General features: G+C 55.9%; 15 protein-coding genes. 13 read left to right on the top strand and 2 right to left on the bottom strand.

Going from position 1 to position 18,611, the window contains the following annotated elements:
* Positions 1–17 precede the first annotated feature (17 nt).
* From B4A77_RS11180 to fliB, 8 genes are all read left to right on the top strand, one after another.
* Positions 18–572 carry a GNAT family N-acetyltransferase gene (locus tag B4A77_RS11180; RefSeq protein ID WP_290740764.1) on the top strand — a complete coding sequence of 185 codons (555 nt, stop codon included), beginning with the start codon at positions 18–20 and terminating at the stop codon, positions 570–572.
* Positions 573–586: 14 nt separating this feature from the next.
* The gene (locus B4A77_RS11185; RefSeq protein ID WP_290740767.1) at positions 587–1,282 is read left to right on the top strand and encodes a hypothetical protein; all 696 of its coding nucleotides are present in this window, start codon (positions 587–589) and stop codon (positions 1,280–1,282) included.
* A gap of 92 nt (positions 1,283–1,374) precedes the next feature.
* Entirely contained in the window at positions 1,375–1,554 is a 180-nt protein-coding gene (locus B4A77_RS11190) for a hypothetical protein (protein WP_290740770.1), read from the top strand.
* 21 nt (positions 1,555–1,575) lie between these two features.
* Positions 1,576–2,682, top strand: a complete 1,107-nt coding sequence (locus tag B4A77_RS11195; RefSeq protein WP_290740773.1) for an iron-containing alcohol dehydrogenase family protein — start codon at positions 1,576–1,578, stop codon at positions 2,680–2,682.
* 140 nt (positions 2,683–2,822) lie between these two features.
* Positions 2,823–4,727: a glycoside hydrolase family 44 protein gene (locus tag B4A77_RS11200; protein WP_290740776.1), complete on the top strand. Its 1,905-nt coding sequence runs from the start codon at positions 2,823–2,825 to the stop codon at positions 4,725–4,727.
* Between the two features lie 38 nt (positions 4,728–4,765).
* Entirely contained in the window at positions 4,766–5,533 is a 768-nt protein-coding gene (locus B4A77_RS11205; RefSeq protein WP_290734931.1) for a prohibitin family protein, read from the top strand.
* A gap of 44 nt (positions 5,534–5,577) precedes the next feature.
* Complete coding sequence (locus B4A77_RS11210; RefSeq protein WP_173365325.1) at positions 5,578–6,333, top strand: fibrobacter succinogenes major paralogous domain-containing protein; 756 nt, start codon at positions 5,578–5,580, stop codon at positions 6,331–6,333.
* Between the two features lie 36 nt (positions 6,334–6,369).
* A complete protein-coding gene (fliB, locus tag B4A77_RS11215; protein WP_290740780.1) occupies positions 6,370–7,362 on the top strand; it encodes a flagellin lysine-N-methylase in 993 nt (330 codons plus the stop codon).
* A 4-nt stretch (positions 7,363–7,366) separates the two neighbouring features.
* On the opposite strand, the gene B4A77_RS11220 is transcribed toward fliB, so the two are convergent.
* A complete protein-coding gene (locus B4A77_RS11220; RefSeq protein ID WP_290740783.1) occupies positions 7,367–8,794 on the bottom strand; it encodes an MATE family efflux transporter in 1,428 nt (475 codons plus the stop codon).
* Between the two features lie 259 nt (positions 8,795–9,053).
* Between B4A77_RS11220 and ffh the strand changes: the two genes are divergently transcribed.
* Together ffh and B4A77_RS11230 are read left to right on the top strand one after the other, a co-directional pair.
* The gene (ffh, locus tag B4A77_RS11225; protein ID WP_290740786.1) at positions 9,054–10,412 is read left to right on the top strand and encodes a signal recognition particle protein; all 1,359 of its coding nucleotides are present in this window, start codon (positions 9,054–9,056) and stop codon (positions 10,410–10,412) included.
* 188 nt (positions 10,413–10,600) lie between these two features.
* Positions 10,601–12,100 (top strand): glutamine synthetase family protein, encoded by a 1,500-nt coding sequence (locus tag B4A77_RS11230; RefSeq protein WP_290723375.1) that lies wholly within the window; start codon positions 10,601–10,603, stop codon positions 12,098–12,100.
* Between the two features lie 53 nt (positions 12,101–12,153).
* Here B4A77_RS11230 and priA read toward each other — a convergent pair whose 3' ends face one another.
* A complete protein-coding gene (gene priA / locus B4A77_RS11235) occupies positions 12,154–14,220 on the bottom strand; it encodes a replication restart helicase PriA (RefSeq protein ID WP_290740789.1) in 2,067 nt (688 codons plus the stop codon).
* Between the two features lie 146 nt (positions 14,221–14,366).
* On the opposite strand from priA, the gene B4A77_RS11240 reads away from it, so the two are divergent.
* The 3 genes from B4A77_RS11240 (at position 14,367) to B4A77_RS11250 (ending at position 18,610) form a co-directional block, all read left to right on the top strand.
* Positions 14,367–17,261: a DUF349 domain-containing protein gene (locus B4A77_RS11240; RefSeq protein WP_290731921.1), complete on the top strand. Its 2,895-nt coding sequence runs from the start codon at positions 14,367–14,369 to the stop codon at positions 17,259–17,261.
* 70 nt (positions 17,262–17,331) lie between these two features.
* Entirely contained in the window at positions 17,332–18,297 is a 966-nt protein-coding gene (locus tag B4A77_RS11245; protein ID WP_290740792.1) for an L-threonylcarbamoyladenylate synthase, read from the top strand.
* A gap of 127 nt (positions 18,298–18,424) precedes the next feature.
* On the top strand, positions 18,425–18,610 hold the full coding sequence (locus B4A77_RS11250; RefSeq protein ID WP_290740795.1) for a hypothetical protein: 186 nt from the start codon (positions 18,425–18,427) through the stop codon (positions 18,608–18,610).
* Position 18,611 lies beyond the last annotated feature (1 nt).

The following is an 18,611-nucleotide window of genomic DNA, read 5'->3' on the forward strand; positions in this document are numbered from 1 at the left end:
TCCTATTCTTTTCGCTGATGCTCCAGTTTTTCGATGTCACAAGAGATGCCCCCTGGTTTCCGCAGGTCAAGGCGCTGTACGAATCGGCGTTTCCGGCGAACGAACGCATCCCGATAAAGCATTTGCTCGACAACAAAATCAAGCGGGAATTCTGGGCATTTTTCGACAAGGAGGATGGCGCGAACGCAGCGATACCCAAGTTCTGCGGGTTCTCGAACTCCATCACGCACGGGAGCATCACGAACATCGTCTATTTCGCAGTCGTTCCAGAACTGCGCAGCCGCGGGTACGGTTCACAAATCCTGCAGGCCATCCGCAGGCAACACCCCGACACGCGCATCGTCGTCGATATCGAAGTCGAAGAAGATTCCAAGGACGCCGAAGAACTCGAACGCAGGAACCGACGCCGCGACTTTTACCAGCGCAACGGCTTTGGCGCCGCACCCGTCGAATACCACTGGCAGGGCGAACACTACCGCCTACTCAGCGCTGGCGGCATTGTCACCGAAAAAGAATTCCGCGACTTCTGGAAAGAAATCCTCAAGGACATCCCCGGAGCGAAGTACCCGTAATTATATTTTTTTCAATGCCGTCGTTGCAACCAAAAAATACAAGTTCAGATAGCAAGCGTCTGGAAGACAATTCCCGGCGCGGCGCCCGCACCATGTTCTTCTTGAAACTTTGGCTTATCCTTATTGTTGTATGCATGGTGCTATGCATTATCGCCATGGAGATTGCTGGCTATATGGCGAACGCAGACGGGAATGATGCAGATACCGCTCGGTTTCTCTACTATCTCTACTATTTGACGATAGTGAATATAGTTCTAATAATCGCTTCTTCGGTCATAGGCGCTCTTATGGGGGTGCTGTTTTCCATTTACTGGCCATCGTGGCTCGACCATGCCTTGACGAACCTGCGTTGCCTCACCAAGACAACTTTTTCCCCGACCATTGCAATCTTGTGCGCGGCTATTCCTGATATCGGGTATCTTATTGGCATCTTTATTTTGTGGGATATCGCGCGGCGGCAGCAGAAGCTGCTAGACGTGCTCGGCATTCAATACACTCCCGTGGCCAGGCGCGACTTGGTTCTTTTCGTCATCTTCCTTCTCCTCGCCAACATTGTGGCGTATGAAGGGATTGTAGCCACCAGGCCCGGCTGTTTTGCAATGTGTGCCTCGATTATTGGGATTATGGTAACCTGGTTGCGCGTATTACGCCCCTGCGTAGAACAGGGGAATAAGCTCTACCAGCTACAGCAAGAAGTAATTAAGCCTTAATCAATCAAGTCGTTCTGGAACATTGACAGGTGTTCGAACGGCAAGATTTGTATATTCAAGACAAGACTTATAGTTTTAAAGCGGATGATTACATGACTGAAAAATACAAAGGCATGACGGTAAACGAACGGCTGTATCTCGGCGGTTTTATGAACCAATTTGATGAATTCGCCCGGACAAAAAACATTGATGGAATAAAAAACATTCTTGCCAAAGTGGAAATCACGGACGAGTCGTCTGTTCGCTCAATAATCGAAGGACTCGGATTATAATAACTAGGAAAGGAATTTTCTATGCGTTTCTATGTACCTACGGATATCTACGTCGAAAAGGACTGCGTGAAGAACCACGCGCAAAACCTGCTTGCGATGGGGAAGCGTGCGTTCATCATGACGGGCAAAACTTCTGCCAAGAAGAACGGTTCCTTGAACGATGTCACCGCCGTTCTGGATGCAGGCCTCGTGCCGTACCAGATTTTTGACCAGGTCGAAGAAAATCCGTCCACCGACACCGTGGGGAACGCCGCACAGCAAGCTCGCGAATTCGGGGCCGATTACATCATCGGCATCGGGGGCGGTTCCGCCATCGATGCAGCAAAGGCAGCAGCATTACTCCTTGCGAATCCAAATCTTATCGCGGACAACTTGCACAAGGCTCCCGAAAAGCCGCTCGGCCACGTGCCTGTCGTTGCCGTACCGACTACCTGCGGAACGGGTTCCGAGGCAACGCCGGTCGCCATCATCACGAACCACAAGATTCAACTGAAGAAGAGCATCCCGCACAAGATTTTCCCGGCGCTCGCGCTTGTCGACGGCAAGTACCTCGCCTCGGCCAAGAAAGCGCTAATCGTGAACACCGCTGTCGACGCGCTCGCCCACATGGTCGAAAGCATCCTGAATGTCTATTCCAACGCGTTCAACCGCATGTGCCCGGAATACGGCCTCAGGCTCTGGAGCGAATTCAAGGAAGCGCTCCTTTCCGACGCGCCCGTAAGCGAAAACCTTTACGAAAAACTCATGCTCACTTCGACGATCGCGGGCATGTCCATCGCGCACACAAGCACAGCTGTTCCGCACGGCATGAGCTACGACCTCACGCTGCACCAGGGTGTGCCGCACGGCCCCGCCGTCGGTTACTTCCTCGCCGCTTACGTGGAAGTCTGCGAAAAGAAGGTTCCCGAAGATGTCAAGCGCATCCTGGCACTCCTGGGCCTCGAATGTACCGCCGATTTCTCCGCGATGCTCGAAAGGCTCATAGGCAAATGCAAGGTTACACGCGAAATGCGCGACCAGTTCGCCGCCGCCATGAAGGTGAACCGCTCCAAGCTGGACCTCGTTCCCGGAGGAATCACGCCCGAAGAAGTCGACTTTATTTACGGCAAGTCGCTGGTTATAGACTAAATCAAATTTGGTCTTCAATCGACAAATGTAGTGACTGTTGTCATGTTTGTCCACAAACGAGTATTTTTCTTGAACTTTCCCGTTTTTTGAGTATATATTTATCAAAAGCCGCGGTCAAAACGCGGCTAGAGGTGTTGTATATGGGTAATTCAAGGTTTTTCGCGGGTGCGGTACTCGGTTCGTTGCTCGCAGTCTCTTCCGCACTCGCCATCGATGTTACCGTCGATGCAGATGCGGGCATCAAGAAGATTTCACCGTACCTTTACGGGCGAAACATCGACAAAATCAGCGATACGGACGCCGCAAGCGACGCGGACGAAGAAGCGTTTATCGCCCAGATGCTCGACGCGGGCATCCACATGATGCGCGCGAACAACGGCAACAACTCCACGCGCTACAACTGGAGCCACAAAATGACGGTTCACCCGGACTGGTTCAACAACGTGTACGCGCACGACTGGGACATCACCGCGAAAAAGGTGCTCGACAAGATGCCGGGAGTCGACGCGATGTACGCCTTCCAGCTCACGGGCTACGCGGCAAGCAGCACCGAATACAATTTCCCCGACTGGAACTGGAAACAGGAACACGGCTCGTATCCGTCACGGTCATTCGACCTCGCGGGCGGTGGCGAAGTATCGGAAGACGGCCAGACGCTCATCAAGGCGGGCGATGCCTCGCTCTACAATATGGAATGGCCCGCCGATTCCACGGTCGGCATCATCCCGCACTGGAAGGATGAACTCAAGTACGACATGAGCCGTTTTAAATACTGGAGCATGGACAACGAGATAGAAATCTGGCGCGGCACGCACAACGATTTGAATCTGCCCGTGACCGGCGACTTCCTCGTTGAACACTACATTGACGTAGCCAAGAAGGCGCGCGCCGCCTGGGGCGACATCAAGCTCACCGGCCCCGTGGTCGCCAACGAATGGCAATGGTGCCACATCAATGCCTACAACGAAGAAAGCAGGCCCAAGATCGACGGTCAGGAATACTGCTGGCTAGAATTCTTCACCAAGAAAATCGCCGAAGCGCAAAAAGCGAGCGGCACACGACTTCTCGACGTGTTTGACATTCACTGGTACCCCACTGAAAAGGACTACGAAAGCCGCGTCAACTGGCATCGCGTTCTGTTCGATACCACCTACTACTACAAGGGCGGCAACGGGGTGCGTTGCGCTACTGGCAAATGCGACTGGAGCGACAAGGAGAAGGGCTACAGATCCTACATTTTCGTACGCATCAATCAGTGGCTCGAAAAATACTTTGGCAAGGATCACGGCATCAAACTCGGCATTACCGAAACCGACCTGAACGATTCTGATCCTATGGTGACAGCGCTCATCTATGCGTCTTTCCTCGGAACCATGCAGGACAACGGTGTCGAGATTTTCACCCCGTGGACATGGGGCGACGGCATGTACGAAACGGTGCACCTGTTCAGCCGCTACGGCCATCCGAACCGTGTACAGTCTACCTCCAGCAACGACTCGCTGGTGTCGGCCTACAGTTCCATCAGTAACAAGGGCGATTCGCTCACGGTCATCTTCGTGAACCGCGCAGAGAAGGACGCCCAGGACGTGAACCTCAGCCTCGCGAACTTCGCCTCCGATGGAACGGTCAAAACGCTCACCCTGCAGGGCCTCAAGGGCGAAACGTTCGTTTCTCATACAGAAAATGCGCTACAGGCAGGGACAGCCACTGCCGCCGGCAACAAGGTTTCGCTCAAGCTCCCGGCAAAGTCTATCACCGCAGTGCTGCTCACTACGGCAAATCCGAAGCAGGGCGTGGTTTCTGCGGACAAGAGGCCCACCGGCAACCTGCTGCACCGCAGAAACGGGAGCTGGTTCATCGACAACGGCGCGGGCAACGTGCATAGCCTCCACGTGTTCAACAGTCGCGGCCAAAACGTATTGCAAGTGGAGCACCCCGCCCGCGGCAGCATACGACTCGCCAGCGAAACTCTAGGCAAGGGCGTTTTCGTCGTGCGTGTCAAGAGCGCAGGCGGCATGCAAATTCAGAAAATCGATGTGAAATAAATTATATTTCTGTCAGGATTACAGCAAAGGATTCTGACATGAAAAAACTCATACTCACCATAGCCGCCACCCTCGCGCTTCTCGGCTGTGCACAGATTGACGAAACGGAACGCGGCGTTGTTCTCCAGTTCGGCAAGTACAGCGAGACGTTCGAACCCGGCCTCAACTTCTACAACATTCTCACCAAAGAGATTGTCCGCATCCCCGTCAGCACGCAACTCGAAGCCGTCAAGATTGAATCCGGTTCGAAGGACCTGCAGACCGTCTACGTGGGCACGAACGTAAACTACCACGTTGACCCGCTGAACGTCGACAAGATTTACTCCAAGTACGGCACCCGCTACGTTTCCACGGTTCTACAGCCCAAGATCAAGGAAACCATCACGGGCATCACCCCGCAGTACGTTCCCGAAGAGATGCTTCAGAAGCGCGAAGAAATTCGCAGTCGCATGGAATCGGCACTCAAGGCCAAGCTCGATTCCGCGGGCGCACATATCGTCATCGACGGCTTCACCATCACCGAATTCCAGTTCAGCCGCGCCTTCAACGAGGCCATCGAGGCCAAGCAGGTGCAGGAGCAGGAAGCGCTCAAGGAAAAGAACATCAAGATCAAGATGGACTACCAGAACGAGCAGCGCGTCGCGAAAGCAAAAGCAGATTCAGCGGTCATCGCGCTCCAGATGGAAGCCCTCAAGAAGCAAAATGGCAAGGAATACCTGATGCTCAAGTGGATCGAGAAGTGGGATGGCAAGCTTCCGCAGGTAAATGGGAACGATAAAGTCATTCCGATGATTAATATGCAGTAAAAAATATGTTATATTAAAAAAAACATCCAAACAAAGGATTCCATATGCACGCATCTTTCATCGCATTCGTCGTCCTCGGCATCATCATCGTGGCAATCGCCGCATACCGTATCGGCGTCCACGTATCCAAGGCGGCCAAACAAGAATCCCCCGAAGCGAAAAACAAGATTTCCTTCGAAGACTGCCTGGCCAAGAACGCCAAGGCATTCAAGTACGGCTCCTTTACCGACGCCCGCGACGGCGAGACCTACCGCACCGTGAAAATCGGCAACCAGGTCTGGATGGCCGAGAACCTGCGTTTCAAGACGAACGCAAGCTTCGCTCCCGGCAACGAGGAATCCAACATCAAAAAATTCGGAAGGCTCTACACCTGGACATCCGCCCTGGACATCCCGGCGGAATTTGCAGACCAGTCCCCCGCAAAGGACCTGGCCATGTACGAGAAGATGAAAGACGCGAACTTCCAGGGCATCGCCCCGGAAGGCTGGCACATTCCGAGCAACAAGGAATGGGAAGAGCTCATGGCCAATATAGACCCCAAGTCGACCGGTTCCGAGCTCCGCAGCGCATGCGTATGGCAGAAACCCGGCAAGGATTCTCTCGGGTTCTTCGCGCTGCCCGCCGGTTACCGTTTCAACGACGGAAGCTTCCGCCATTTCGGCAGGCGCGCCCGCTTCTGGAGCAAGGACGAATACGGCACGGCCAACGCCTACCGCATGAGCATCACCGAAAACTCCATCGACATCGAAGGGGTTTACAGATCCGACGCCCTTTCCGTACGCTGCGTGAAGAACGCCTAACGAGACAAGCATCTGGCGCACTCTGGACGCAGGGATTTGTCGCTGATTTTAAGAAAGCCCGACTTTTACGACAGCTTCAGGTGCATCGCCTCGCGGTGCACCGACACATGTTGCGTGGGCTGGGAAATCGACATCGACGATGCATCGCAGAAGGCATACCGCAAGGTGGCAGGGGCTTTTGGCGACAAGCTGCGCCAAAACATCGAAGACGGGCATTTCAAGCTTTTACCCCACGACCGCTGCCCGTTCTTGGACAAGCAAAACCTCTGCGAGATCTACACGCACCTGGGCGCAGGCGCCCTCTGCGAAATCTGCCGCGAGCATCCGAGGTTCGTGGAAGTCTACGGCGACATCATGGAGCGTGGACTGGGTTTATGCTGCGAAGAAGCGTCACGGCTGTTGCTCGAAGGCAAAGGCCCGCTCGCCTTCACAAGCGAGGAATGCGATGAACCCGAAGACGAGATGGACGAAGATGACAGAGAAGTCCGCGACGAGGTGATGTTCGCCCGCGAACAGATTTTCAAGGCGCTCGCCGACACATCCATCCCTTTCAAGGAAAGGCTCCACCAAGCATTCGGCTACACAGGCGACAAACCGCTCGCACCTTTCGAAAGCGCAAGCGCCATGGTAGAATTCCTAGCGCAACTGGAAAGCTACGGCGCCGACTGGGACGCGGCTCTTGCACGCATCAAGGCGAAGGTCTACGCCGCACAAGAAGCAGGACGCCTGGATAAGGATTCCACGATTCTCGAAGACCAGGGATTCTTCTCGGAAACAGAAAGCGCGAGACTACTCGCCTACCTCGTCTACCGCCATTACTCCAAGTGTCTCTTCGAAGGACGCGAGCAGGGCAAGCTCATGTTCGCCCTATTCTTCTGGAACCTAGCACGGTTCTTTACGCGCGAACTCGCGGGCAATGCGACAGCCGACGCGCAGTCCATCAAGATTGGCGCAATCAAGATTCTTTCCAAGCAGCTGGAATACGCCGAAGAAATCATGGAGATCGTCGAGATTTCGCTTGACGGATAAAGGATTAAGAAGCAGGGCAATCTTTTTCCATCACGCACTTGCGCCACTTGCCGCTCTTCCAACGACGCCAGAAAATAATCGGCGCCGTACTGTAGACTGCAACAACAGCAATCCAGGCGTAATGGGCCGGCAGGTGATAGACGTAGGCGGCAACATACAGCGCCCCCGCCACGCACCAGTTCATGATGGCGCTAGCAAACATCACCCACAGCGTATCGCCTGCACCGCGAAGCGCTCCCGCATAGATAACAAGCAGCACCTCCACGAAGATATAGAAGGTCGCTATGCGCAGCATGAAGATGCTCATGGGGCGAGCGGCATCGAAAATCGCAATCGCCCCGGACGATGCCTCCGCCATGTCGGGCCTGAATATATCGGTCAGCACTCCCGGCAAGAATACGAAGAAAATTCCCATGACGAGGGAATACCCCCAGCCGAGTTTCAACCCGGAATAAGTTGAGCGCGATGCTGCGGCGCCGTCCCTCGCTCCCACGTAGCGCCCCACAAGGCTTGTCGATGCGACTTCGAGCCCCATCAGCGGAACGTAAGCCACCATGTCCCAGTTGAACATGACTGAGGATGCCGTCGCCGATTCCGATCCGAGAGCATGGAACATGAGAATAAGCATCTGGAACGCCGACATGTTCAGGAACATCTCGACACCCGAGGGAATCCCCTTCTGCAGAAGTTCGCGGGTAAGCGCCCCGCTAAACGCAAACGAGCGGCGCGTGCTAAAGCGGGCATTGCACGACCTGCCCCAGAATTTTGCAAACAAAATAACAGTCGATACCAGATTGCCAATCAGCGTTCCGTAAGCGGCCCCTGCAACGCCCAGTGCCGGAATAGGCCCGCAACCGAATATCAGCAAAAAATTGCAGGCCACATTCACGATCATCCCGACAAAGGCTGCCTGCATTACAATCTTGGTTTCGCCAATGCCACTAAAAAAGCAAGGGGCCACATTTCGCACAAGCGTTATGGCGCCGCCAAACATCAAGATGTTGAAGTAAGTTTTCTGATATTCCAGCTGGTCGGCCGACAGGTGTTCGAGTCCAAACACCCAGTGCCCAATGGGGATGGTCAAATACAAAAGCGGCACCGCGACTATCGAAACATAGAGCGCCTGCATAAAGACCTTCGCACAGTCCCCCTGACGTTTTGCGCCCAGGCGTTGCGCCACCATCGCAGTCGTGTAACTAATGGCTCCGGTAAAAAAGGTCGTAAGCGCAAGCTGCACCGCGCCCGCACCAAGCGCTGCGTTCATTTCGGCAGGTCCGAGCTTTGAGAGAAACAACCTGTCGATAAACGTCATGAAGGTATCGAACGACATCGACAGGAGCATCGGAAGCGCCACAACAAGCACATCCTTCACATCACCGTTTTTCTTGAACTTCGGCGGCCTATAGAACTTGTTCAGTATCGCATCGACCATAAACGCGCGTAAATATAAAAAAAGACAGGGCCTTGCAGCCCTGCCCTCCGTTTTTTTGAGGTGTATAAAAAAACGGTTTTGGGGGATGCGTCAAATATAACAAATAAAGTTTGTTTTCAATGACTAACCCCGTTTTTTCGCAAAATAACTTATTACGAATTGCTTACAGCAACATTTATGGGATTTTTCGGCAAAAACAGGCACCACGGACATCCGGTCCATCCAACGGAAAATTCGTTTTTGCTACATTTGGCCTACTATGTTTTCACAATTGACCGACTCTCTAGAATCTACCCTCAAGAACCTGCGCGGGCAGGGCAAGCTCACCGAAGAAAACGTCGCCGAATCGCTGCGCGAAGTGCGCCGCGCCTTCCTCGAAGCCGACGTGAACTTCAACGTGACCCGCGACTTCGTGAAGGCCGTCAAGGAAAAAGCCCTCGGTAGCGAGGTTCTCAATTCCGTGACCCCCGGTCAACAGATTGTGAAAATCATCCACGACGAGCTTGTGGCCGTCATGGGTGGCGAAACCAAAGAAATCAACCTCTCCGGCCCCGCTCCGGTCGGCATCATGATGGCGGGCCTCCAGGGTTCCGGCAAGACGACCTTCGCCGGCAAGATCGCCCTCTGGATGCGCAGCAAGAAGAAGAGGAAGCCGCTCCTCGTGGCAGCTGACGTGTACCGCCCGGCGGCAATCAAGCAATTGCAGGTACTCGGCAAGTCTATCGGCATCCCGGTCTACGAAGAAGGCCAGGGCGACCCGGTGGAAATCATCAAGCACGGCTACCAGTTCGCAAAGGACAATGGCTTCGACCTCGTGATTTACGATACCGCAGGCCGCCTGCAGATTGACGAAGAGCTGATGCAGGAACTCGAGAAAGCTAAGGAAGCCGTCCACCCCGACGAAATCCTGTTCGTGGCCGACGCGATGATCGGTCAGGAAGCGGTGAACGTGGCCGAGACCTTCTGGCAGCGCCTCTCGTTTACGGGCGTGTGCCTCTCGAAGATGGACGGCGACACCCGCGGCGGTGCGGCCCTCAGCATCAAGAAGATGACGGGCGTGCCCATATGCTTTATCGGCGTGGGCGAAAAACTCCCCGACATCGAACTGTTCCACCCCGACCGCATGGCGAGCCGCATTCTCGGCATGGGCGACGTGGTGAGCCTCGTGGAAAAGGCGCAGCAGGTTATTGACGAAAAGGATGCGAAGGACCTCAAGAAGAAGATTCTCAACAACACGTTCGACCTGAACGATTTCTTGAACCAGCTCCGCACCATCAAGAAGCTCGGCCGCATCAAGGATATCCTCGGGCTCATCCCGGGTTTGAACAAACTACCGCTCGACCAGATTGACGAGAAGCAGTTAGTTTATGTGGAAGCCATCCTCAGCTCCATGACCCCGAAGGAAAGGAAGAAACCGCAAATTCTGGACGGAAGCCGCAAGAACCGCATCGCGAAGGGTTCGGGCACCGAGATTTCGCGCGTGAACGCCGTGCTCAAGCAGTACGACGACATGAAGGAAATGTTCAAGAAGGTGGGCGACATGGCCCGCAAGCAGAACAACGGCGGCCAGATTGGGTCTAACTATACGCCGCCCAAGGTCAAAAAGAAAAGAAAATAAAGACTAGGGAGGGGTTCTCCTTCGTGGGCATTTTCGGCGTTTTAGCGTAAATAATTACAAAATGACGTAATTTTACACTATATGAAAAATTTTTTCGTATAGTGTTTTCTTTTTTGTAAGAAAAATGGTAGATTGTAGACAGCAATATTTTCAAAAAAATGAAAAACAATAAAAACAAGGAAAAATAAATGGCATCTACCTCCTATTCCGCTAACGCGCTCGTCACGGCCCTCAAGAAACCCCGCGACAAATTCACCAAGGAAGATATCAAGAAGTACATCTTCGACAACGGCATCCGCCATCTGAACTTCATGTACGCCGGCGGAGACGGCCGCCTGAAGACTCTCAACTTCGTCATCAACGATGCCGACTACCTGGACGAAATCCTCAGCTGCGGCGAACGCGTGGACGGCTCCTCGCTGTTCAGCTACATCGAGGCCTCTTCTTCCGACCTCTACGTGGTGCCGAAATTCTCCTCCGCATTCATGGACCCGTTCGCGGAACTCCCGACTCTCTGCCTGCTCTGCTCCTTCTTCAACAAGGACGGACAGCCGCTCGAATCCTCCCCGGAATACACGCTCCACAAGGCATGCGAAGCCTTCAAGAAGGAGACCGGCATGGAATTCCAGGCCATGGGCGAACTGGAATACTACGTGATTGCCGACGACATGGGCGAATTCCCGGCAGTGGACCAGAAGGGCTACCACGAATCCGCACCGTTCGCGAAGTTCAACGAGTTCCGCCAGCAGTGCATGCTCTACATCGCGCAGGCCGGCGGCCAGATCAAGTACGGCCACAGCGAAGTGGGCAATTTCACGCAAGACGGCAAGCTCTACGAGCAGAACGAAATCGAGTTCCTCCCCTGCCCGGCAGAAGACGCGGCCAACCAGCTCACCATCGCCAAGTGGATTATCCGTAACCTCGGCGCACAGCTCGGCCTCGACGTGACGTTTGCCCCGAAGATTACCGTTGGCAAGGCTGGCTCGGGCCTGCACATCCACATGCGCATCATGAAGGACGGCAACAACCAGATGCTCAAGAACGGAGTCATCAGCGAAACCGCCCGCCGCGCCATCGCCGGCATGATGAAACTCGCCCCGTCCATCACCGCGTTCGGCAACCAGAACCCGACTTCTTACCTGCGCCTGGTACCCCACCAGGAAGCCCCGACCAACGTATGCTGGGGTGACCGCAACCGCTCCGTGCTGGTACGCGTACCGCTCGGCTGGGCATCCAAGACCGACCTCTGCAAGATTGCGAACCCGAACGAGAAGGGCACGAGTTACGACACGCACCAGAAGCAGACTGTGGAAATGCGTTCCCCGGACGCCAGTGCCAACGTGTACCTGCTCATGGCCGGCCTCTGCGTCGCTTGCCGCTACGGCCTTAGCCTCAAGGACGGCCTGAAGGTGGCCGAGCAGACCTACGTGAACGTGAACATCCACAAGAAGGAAAACGCGAAGCTGTTGAGCAAGCTCGACACTCTGCCGGACAGCTGCTGGGCCAGCGCCGACTGCCTTGCCAAGCAGAGGAAGGTGTACGAGGAATTCGGCGTGTTCAGCCCCGCCATGATCGACGGCATCATGGCCCAGCTCAAGGCCTTCAAGGACAAGACGCTCCGCGCCCAGGTCACGAAGTCCAAGACCGCCATGCAGAAGCTCGTGAAGACGTACTTCTACTGCGGCTAATACATCGCGCGCAATTTCAAAACAGGGTTCCGGTTTTTACCGGGACCCTTTCTTTATTCGATTTCCACCTTGATATCCACGCCAGGGAACACGGGTTTCGGCGCGTTCACGACAGGCGAAAGGATTCGGCGCACCGCCGAGAGGTCGTTCGACTTCAGGTACAGTTTTACCCAGCGAACGTTCTGCACCACGGGGATAAACGCATCCACCGGGCCCATGACCATCAGGCTCTTTTCGGCGCGGCAAAGCGCTTCCACGCGGGCGACAGCATCGCGCAGGGCGCCCTCGTCACGGCTCCCGAAGGAGACCTCCACCATTTTGCAGAACGGCGGATAGAATGCATCCTTGCGGTCGCGGGTTTCCATCTCGGCAAAGCCCGCAAAATCGTGGTGGAGCGCGAAGTTCATCACCGGCTCGTTCGGGTTCTGCGTCTGGATTAGCACGCGGCCCGTACCCCCGGCACGGCCCGCTCGCCCCGCCGTCTGGCTCAGCAACTGGAACAGCCTCTCCGTACTGCGGAAATCGGGCATCCCGAAACCGCTGTCGGCACCCACGACGCCCACGAGCTTCACGCCCGGAAAATCGTGGCCCTTCGCGACCATCTGCGTGCCGAGCAGGATGTTGTATTCGCCCTTCCGGAACGATTCCAGAATCTTCTCGACCGAGCCCACGTTCTGCGTGGTATCGCGGTCCATGCGCACAATCTTTGCATCCGGCACCCACTCCAGGATTTCTTCCTCGAGCTTTTCGATGGCTCCGCCCACGAACTCGTATGTTTCGGCCCCGCAGGCACGGCACGGCGTGTTCACCGGGTAAAGCAGCCCGCAGTAGTGGCACAGCAGGGAATTGTACTGCCTGTGGTAAACGAGCGGCACATGGCAGTTTTTGCAGTAGAGCGTCTCGCCGCATTCCCCGCAAATGCGGACCTTGGAATACCCGCGACGGTTCATGAGCACAATCGCCTGGTCGCCATCCGCAACGCACTTCACGAGAGCGTCGCGCAAATCGGGCGACATGAGGATTCCCTTCTGCTGGCGGACCTGCCCCATATCGACGATGCTCACCTCGGGCAGGCTCGCCGATGTCGCGCGCTTCTGCAACTTGAGGTATTTTAATTTATCTGTACTTGCGTTATGGAAAGTTTCAATGCACGGAGTCGCACTCCCGAGCACCACGAGCGCCCCGTACTTGTAGGCCAGGTGGAACGCGAGTTCGCGGGTATGGTAGCGCGGGGCGGGGTCCTGCTGCTTGAACGAGGAATCGTGTTCCTCGTCGAGAATCACGACATCGAAATCGAACGGTGCAAGTATCGCGCTCCGGGTCCCGAGAACCACACGCGCGCTCCCTTCCAGAATCGAGACGAAGGATTCGCGCCGCTTCGGGGCGGAGAGCGCCGAGTGCAGCACGTGCACGGGCACCTGCAAAAAGTCCTCGAACCGGCCCGCCGTCTGCGGGGTGAGCCCAATTTCGGGAACGAGAATCAAGACCTTCTTGCCACAGCGCAACGCCTCGTAGGCAAGTTCCTGGTACACGCGCGTCTTGCCCGAACCGGTCACGCCATGCAAGAGCGAGCCCCGGAAGCCCGTACCCGAAAGGTCGGCCACGAGCGAGTCAAGCGCCACCCGCTGTTCATCGGTAAGCGGAGGCACGTCGGGGCGCGCGGGCATCTGGGCAGCCGCACCTTCCTCGCCAGAACGTTCCGTCTCCCGCGCCGCAAGCGCATCGAGATACTTCCCGAAATCGGCAGGCCAAAAGACATCCAGCGCCTTCATCGGTGTGCATATATAATAACGTGCCACCCACTCGAGCGATTCCATGTACCGTTCGCTAAAAACGTAGCCCGACGCATGCGGGTAGGCGCACCGCACGTTGAACGCGGGCCTTTCCGCATGCACCTTCGCGACAACCGCAAGCGATGGCGCCTTGCGTGTGGCAAACTGCACCCAGACCACGCTCCCCCGCCGGATTTCAGGGCCAGCGAACAGCCCGGAGGGCACCCCGTAGGTATAGACGGAGGGCGCCTGCGGGATATAGACCTCGCAGAACCGCTCCAGGGTTTCCGGGGCGCATTTGACCCGAATTTGCTCGGGCGCTTCCGTTTTGGGTATGCGTTTTGCCATTTTACCCCCAAAGATAGGTAAAGACAGCCCTATTTCAGCCCCCTTTATTGCCAAAAATTCGCCATTTTCTTAAACGTTCTCTTATCTTTTTATTTAGATTATGATATACGAACCTTAACCGGTTCGTCCACCTATTGGAGATTTTTATGAGCTTATTGGACGCATTTAAACCGAAATGGCAGAATTCCAACCCCGAAAAGCGCATGGAGGCCGTCACCGAGATGGATCCGCGCGAACAGAGCACCCTGGAACGAATCGCCCTTTCCGATGATGATAGTAGCGTAAGGACCGCAGCCGTAAAGAAGTTGACGATTATCCCGTCACTCGCTGCAATTTCGAAGAAGGACAGCGAGGCCGGCATCCGCCGCCTGGCCGAAACCCGCTACTTCGAAGAGGTCGCCAAGAAGCTCAAGGTTTTCCGCGAACCCGCAAACGAAGATGTCCTCCGTTTCATCGACGAACTGAAAGACACGCGCTACGCCGACGAACTCGCCAAGTCCCTGCCCAGTTCCGAGCTCCGCCTCGAACTCATCAAGAAGACGGGCAAGGTGAACGTGCTCGTCCTCGCCGCGAACAGGGACGCCAAGGAAGACATCGCGAAGGCTGCCGTCGAACGCATCGAGTCTGAAGCTTCGCTCACCGACATCTCCAAGAATTCCAAGCATTCCTCCGTCCGTAAAATTGCCGCCGAGAAGCTCCGCGTCAAGAGGGAAACCGAAGACGGCGGCCGCAAGGCTGCGGCTCTCCTTGCCGGCAAGAGGAACGCGCTCGTCCAGCAGGCCCACCATTTCGCCGCCCAGAAGGATCCGCTCGCCGTCAAGCCGCAGTTCGACGCCCTGATGCAAGAAGCTAGGACCTTGGGCATGGGTCCGGACCAGGCGACCCTCGACGAAATCTACGCAAGCTTCATCAAGTTCGTGAACGAGGCCGACGCAGCACGCATCGCCGCCGAAAATGCCGAAGCCGAAAAGGCCGAAAAGCGCACGCACCTCACCCAGACGCTCGAAGAAGTCGAAAGCATCCTCGATAGCGAGAACGCCGCCGAAAAGGCAGACCGCATCGCCGAAATCATCGACGAATGGAACGCACAGAAATCCATCATGGATGCCGCAAGCGTGAAGCGTTTCAACCTCGCGCTCGTTCGCAGCCAGGAACTCAAGAAGCAGGATCAGCCTGCCGAAGGCGAAAACCCTGCAGCGGCGACGGACGAGACCCAGACACGCACCCAGCTGCTCGACATGCTCCGCGCCCTCGCCGACACCGACGCAAACGAAACCACTTCCAAGCACCTCCACGGAATCGTCCGCGACTGGGAGAAGCTCCCGCTGCTCGAAGGCGAAGACCCAATCCTGCAGACCTACAATTCGCTGCGCAACAAGCTCAAGGAAAAGATTTCCGCATTCGAGGATTCCGCACAAAAGACATTCGAAGAAAATTCCGCCAAGCTCCGCGCCCTCATAGACCGCGTCAAGTCGTTCGACGAGAACGATGACTTCAAGGTCATCAGCCAGAAGCTCCGCGAAGCCTTCCAGGAATGGAAGACGATTGTCGGCGAGCAGAAGTTCAAGTACCACGACCTGTGGCTCGAATACAAGTCCGCCACCGAACGCTTCCAGGAAATGCGCCAGTGGGAATCCTGGCACAACGAGAAAGACCGTGCAGCCGTCCTCGAAGAGATGGAAATGCTCGCGAAGGAGCCCGGCAGCCAAGATGTCCTCGACAAGTTGCGCGAATACAGCAACAAGTGGAAGAATATCGGCCCCGTCTCCGCCGCGAAGTTTACCGAATTCCGCGACAAGTTCCAAGCCCTGTTCGAACAGATTAAGCAGAACTGCGCCCCCTTCATCGAAGAGCGCATGGCCGAACGCGTCAAGAACCTCGCCGACAAGGAAGCCCTCTGCCAGAAGGTAGACGAACTTGTCGCAAACACCGAGATGTTCTGGAAAGACAAGTACAAGGCCATGCAGGAGATCCAGGAATCCTGGAAGAACATCGGCATGGTACCCAAGGAAAACCTGAACGCCCTCATGGAGCGCTTCAAGGCATCGACCGGAGCATTCTTCGCCCAGTACAAGGAAAGCCTCAAGCAGGAAGACCAGAACCGCGAAGCGAACCTCGAAAAGAAGCTCAAGCTTTGCGAACAGGCCGAAGCGCTGCAGGAATCTTCCGACTGGAACGCAACTTCGAATAAGTTAAAGCAACTGCAGGACATGTGGAAGGCGACAGGGCCCGTGCCCAAGAGCAAGTCCGAAGAAGTCTGGACACGCTTCCGCAAGGCATGCGACTCCTTCTTCGAAAAGAAGCGCGCCCACTTCGAGACGCTCGACGCATCCAAGCAGGAAAACCTCACCAAGAAAACGGCCCTTTGCGACAAGCTCGACACCATCGACGTAAGCAACATTACGCCCGAAGTCGTAGAACAGGTCAAGGCCATCGACGAGGAATGGAAGTCCATCGGCATGATTCCGAAAGAATCCATCGAGAGCGTGAACGAACGTTTCAACACCAAGATGAACCAGTTCATCTCGGCCCAGGCAGCTACCGACGAGGCCCTCAGCAAGCAGCTCGCCAAGATCAAGGCTCAGAAGCAGGAAATGATCGAGAAGGTGAAGCAGTTTGCCGAAAGCGCTGGCAGCAACCAGCTGGCCGACGCCGTGCGCGACCTCCAGAAGGACTGGCGCACCATCGGTTCCTGCGGCATCGAGGATACGGAACTCTACAAGGCGTTCCGCGAAGCCTGCGACGACTTCTTCACTCGCCGCCGCGACCAGCTCGACATCCAGGAGCAGGCCCGCCAGAACAACCTCCAGAAGAAAGTGCTGCTCTGCGAACAGGCAGAAGCCCTCCTCGAAGGCCTGAGCGACGCGACCGTCGGCGAGGCCATGAACAAGGTCAAGCACCTGCGCCGCCTGTGGAAGGACGTGGGAGCAGTGCCGCGCGAGCAGAGCGACAAGGTCTGGAAACGCTTCAACGGAGCATGCGACAAGGTATTCGCGTTTGGCCGCAAGGACGAACCCGCAGCACCGAGCAATCCGGCATAAAGCGCGGTAAGCAACGAAACAGGATTTAGGGATGGCACAACCGCCATCCCTTTTCTATTTTTGTGCCATAATGAAGTTTCCCCCTTGGACAAGCGTTTCGGAAGCGGCCGACCTGCTAAAGGCCGGCGAGGTCGTCGCCATCCCGACAGAGACCGTCTATGGGCTTGCGGGGAACGCATACAACCCCGAAGCGCTCGCGAAGATTTTCGCCGCGAAGGAACGGCCCACGTTCGACCCGCTTATCGTGCATATTGCCGACATCGCGGAACTGGAGAACGTCGCCCGCGACATTCCCGAAAGCGCATACCGACTGGCAGAAGCCTTCTGGCCCGGGCCGATGACCATCATCCTCCCCAAAAAGGACTGCATTCCCGACCTGTGCACAAGCGGGCTCCCTTCGGTGGCGGTAAGGTTCCCGAGCCATCCCGTAGCGCAGGCGATTATCAAGGAATCGGGACTCCCGCTTGCGGCCCCGAGCGCAAACCTGTTCAAGCACGTGAGCCCAACAACCGCAGAGCACGTGGCCGCACAGCTTGCAGACCGCATCGCGGGAATCGTCGATGGCGGGCCGTGCTCCGTAGGGGTCGAAAGCGCCATCATCTCGCTTGCCGGGGATGTGCCGACAGTGCTCCGCCCGGGGGCGATTACGCCCGAGATGTTCAAGTCGGTGCTCGGCGAAGTCGCCGTCAAGGAATCCACATCCAAGCCCGGGCAGGCCATGCAGGCGCCGGGCCAGTGCGATACGCATTACCGCCCGCAGGTGCCTCTCTATTTCGGAGAAGTGCCCGCAGGTTACAAACTGCCGGAGCATACCGCACGCATCGCGTTCGGGAACCAGGCCGGAGCGATTCCTGCCACAGTGAACTTGTCTGCAACGGGTGACATGACCGAGGCTACCGCAAGGCTATACGCCTACATGCACGACCTGGATACGCCCGATTACGACTTGATTCTCGTGGACCCGATCCCGAATACCGGAGTCGGCATGGCGCTGAACGATCGACTCAAGCGCGCCAGTATCAAGGCTCTCCCGTAAAAAAAACCGGCCAAAACGAAACATTTTCGCGTTTCGATCGTTTTTATAGGTAGCGAGTCCGCAACGGCAGGGGCTTGCGATTATGGGGTTGGTTTAGTTATATTATTTGGAAGCACAGGAGCACGACATGACTACGAAAGAAGATTGCGAATGCTGGGCTGCCGGGAAGATCATTGCAGCTGAGGCTAAAGGTGAAGCTCGTGGCGAATCCAAAGGCCATGCAGATGCCATCGGCATCCTGAAAGACATGGGGTTTCCCGCGGAACAGATTGCCGAGGTTCAAGCAAGGCTTGACGCTAAAGCAACGAAATAGC

The organism is Fibrobacter sp. UBA3718 (genome assembly GCF_002371935.1).
Lineage (GTDB): Bacteria > Fibrobacterota > Fibrobacteria > Fibrobacterales > Fibrobacteraceae > Fibrobacter.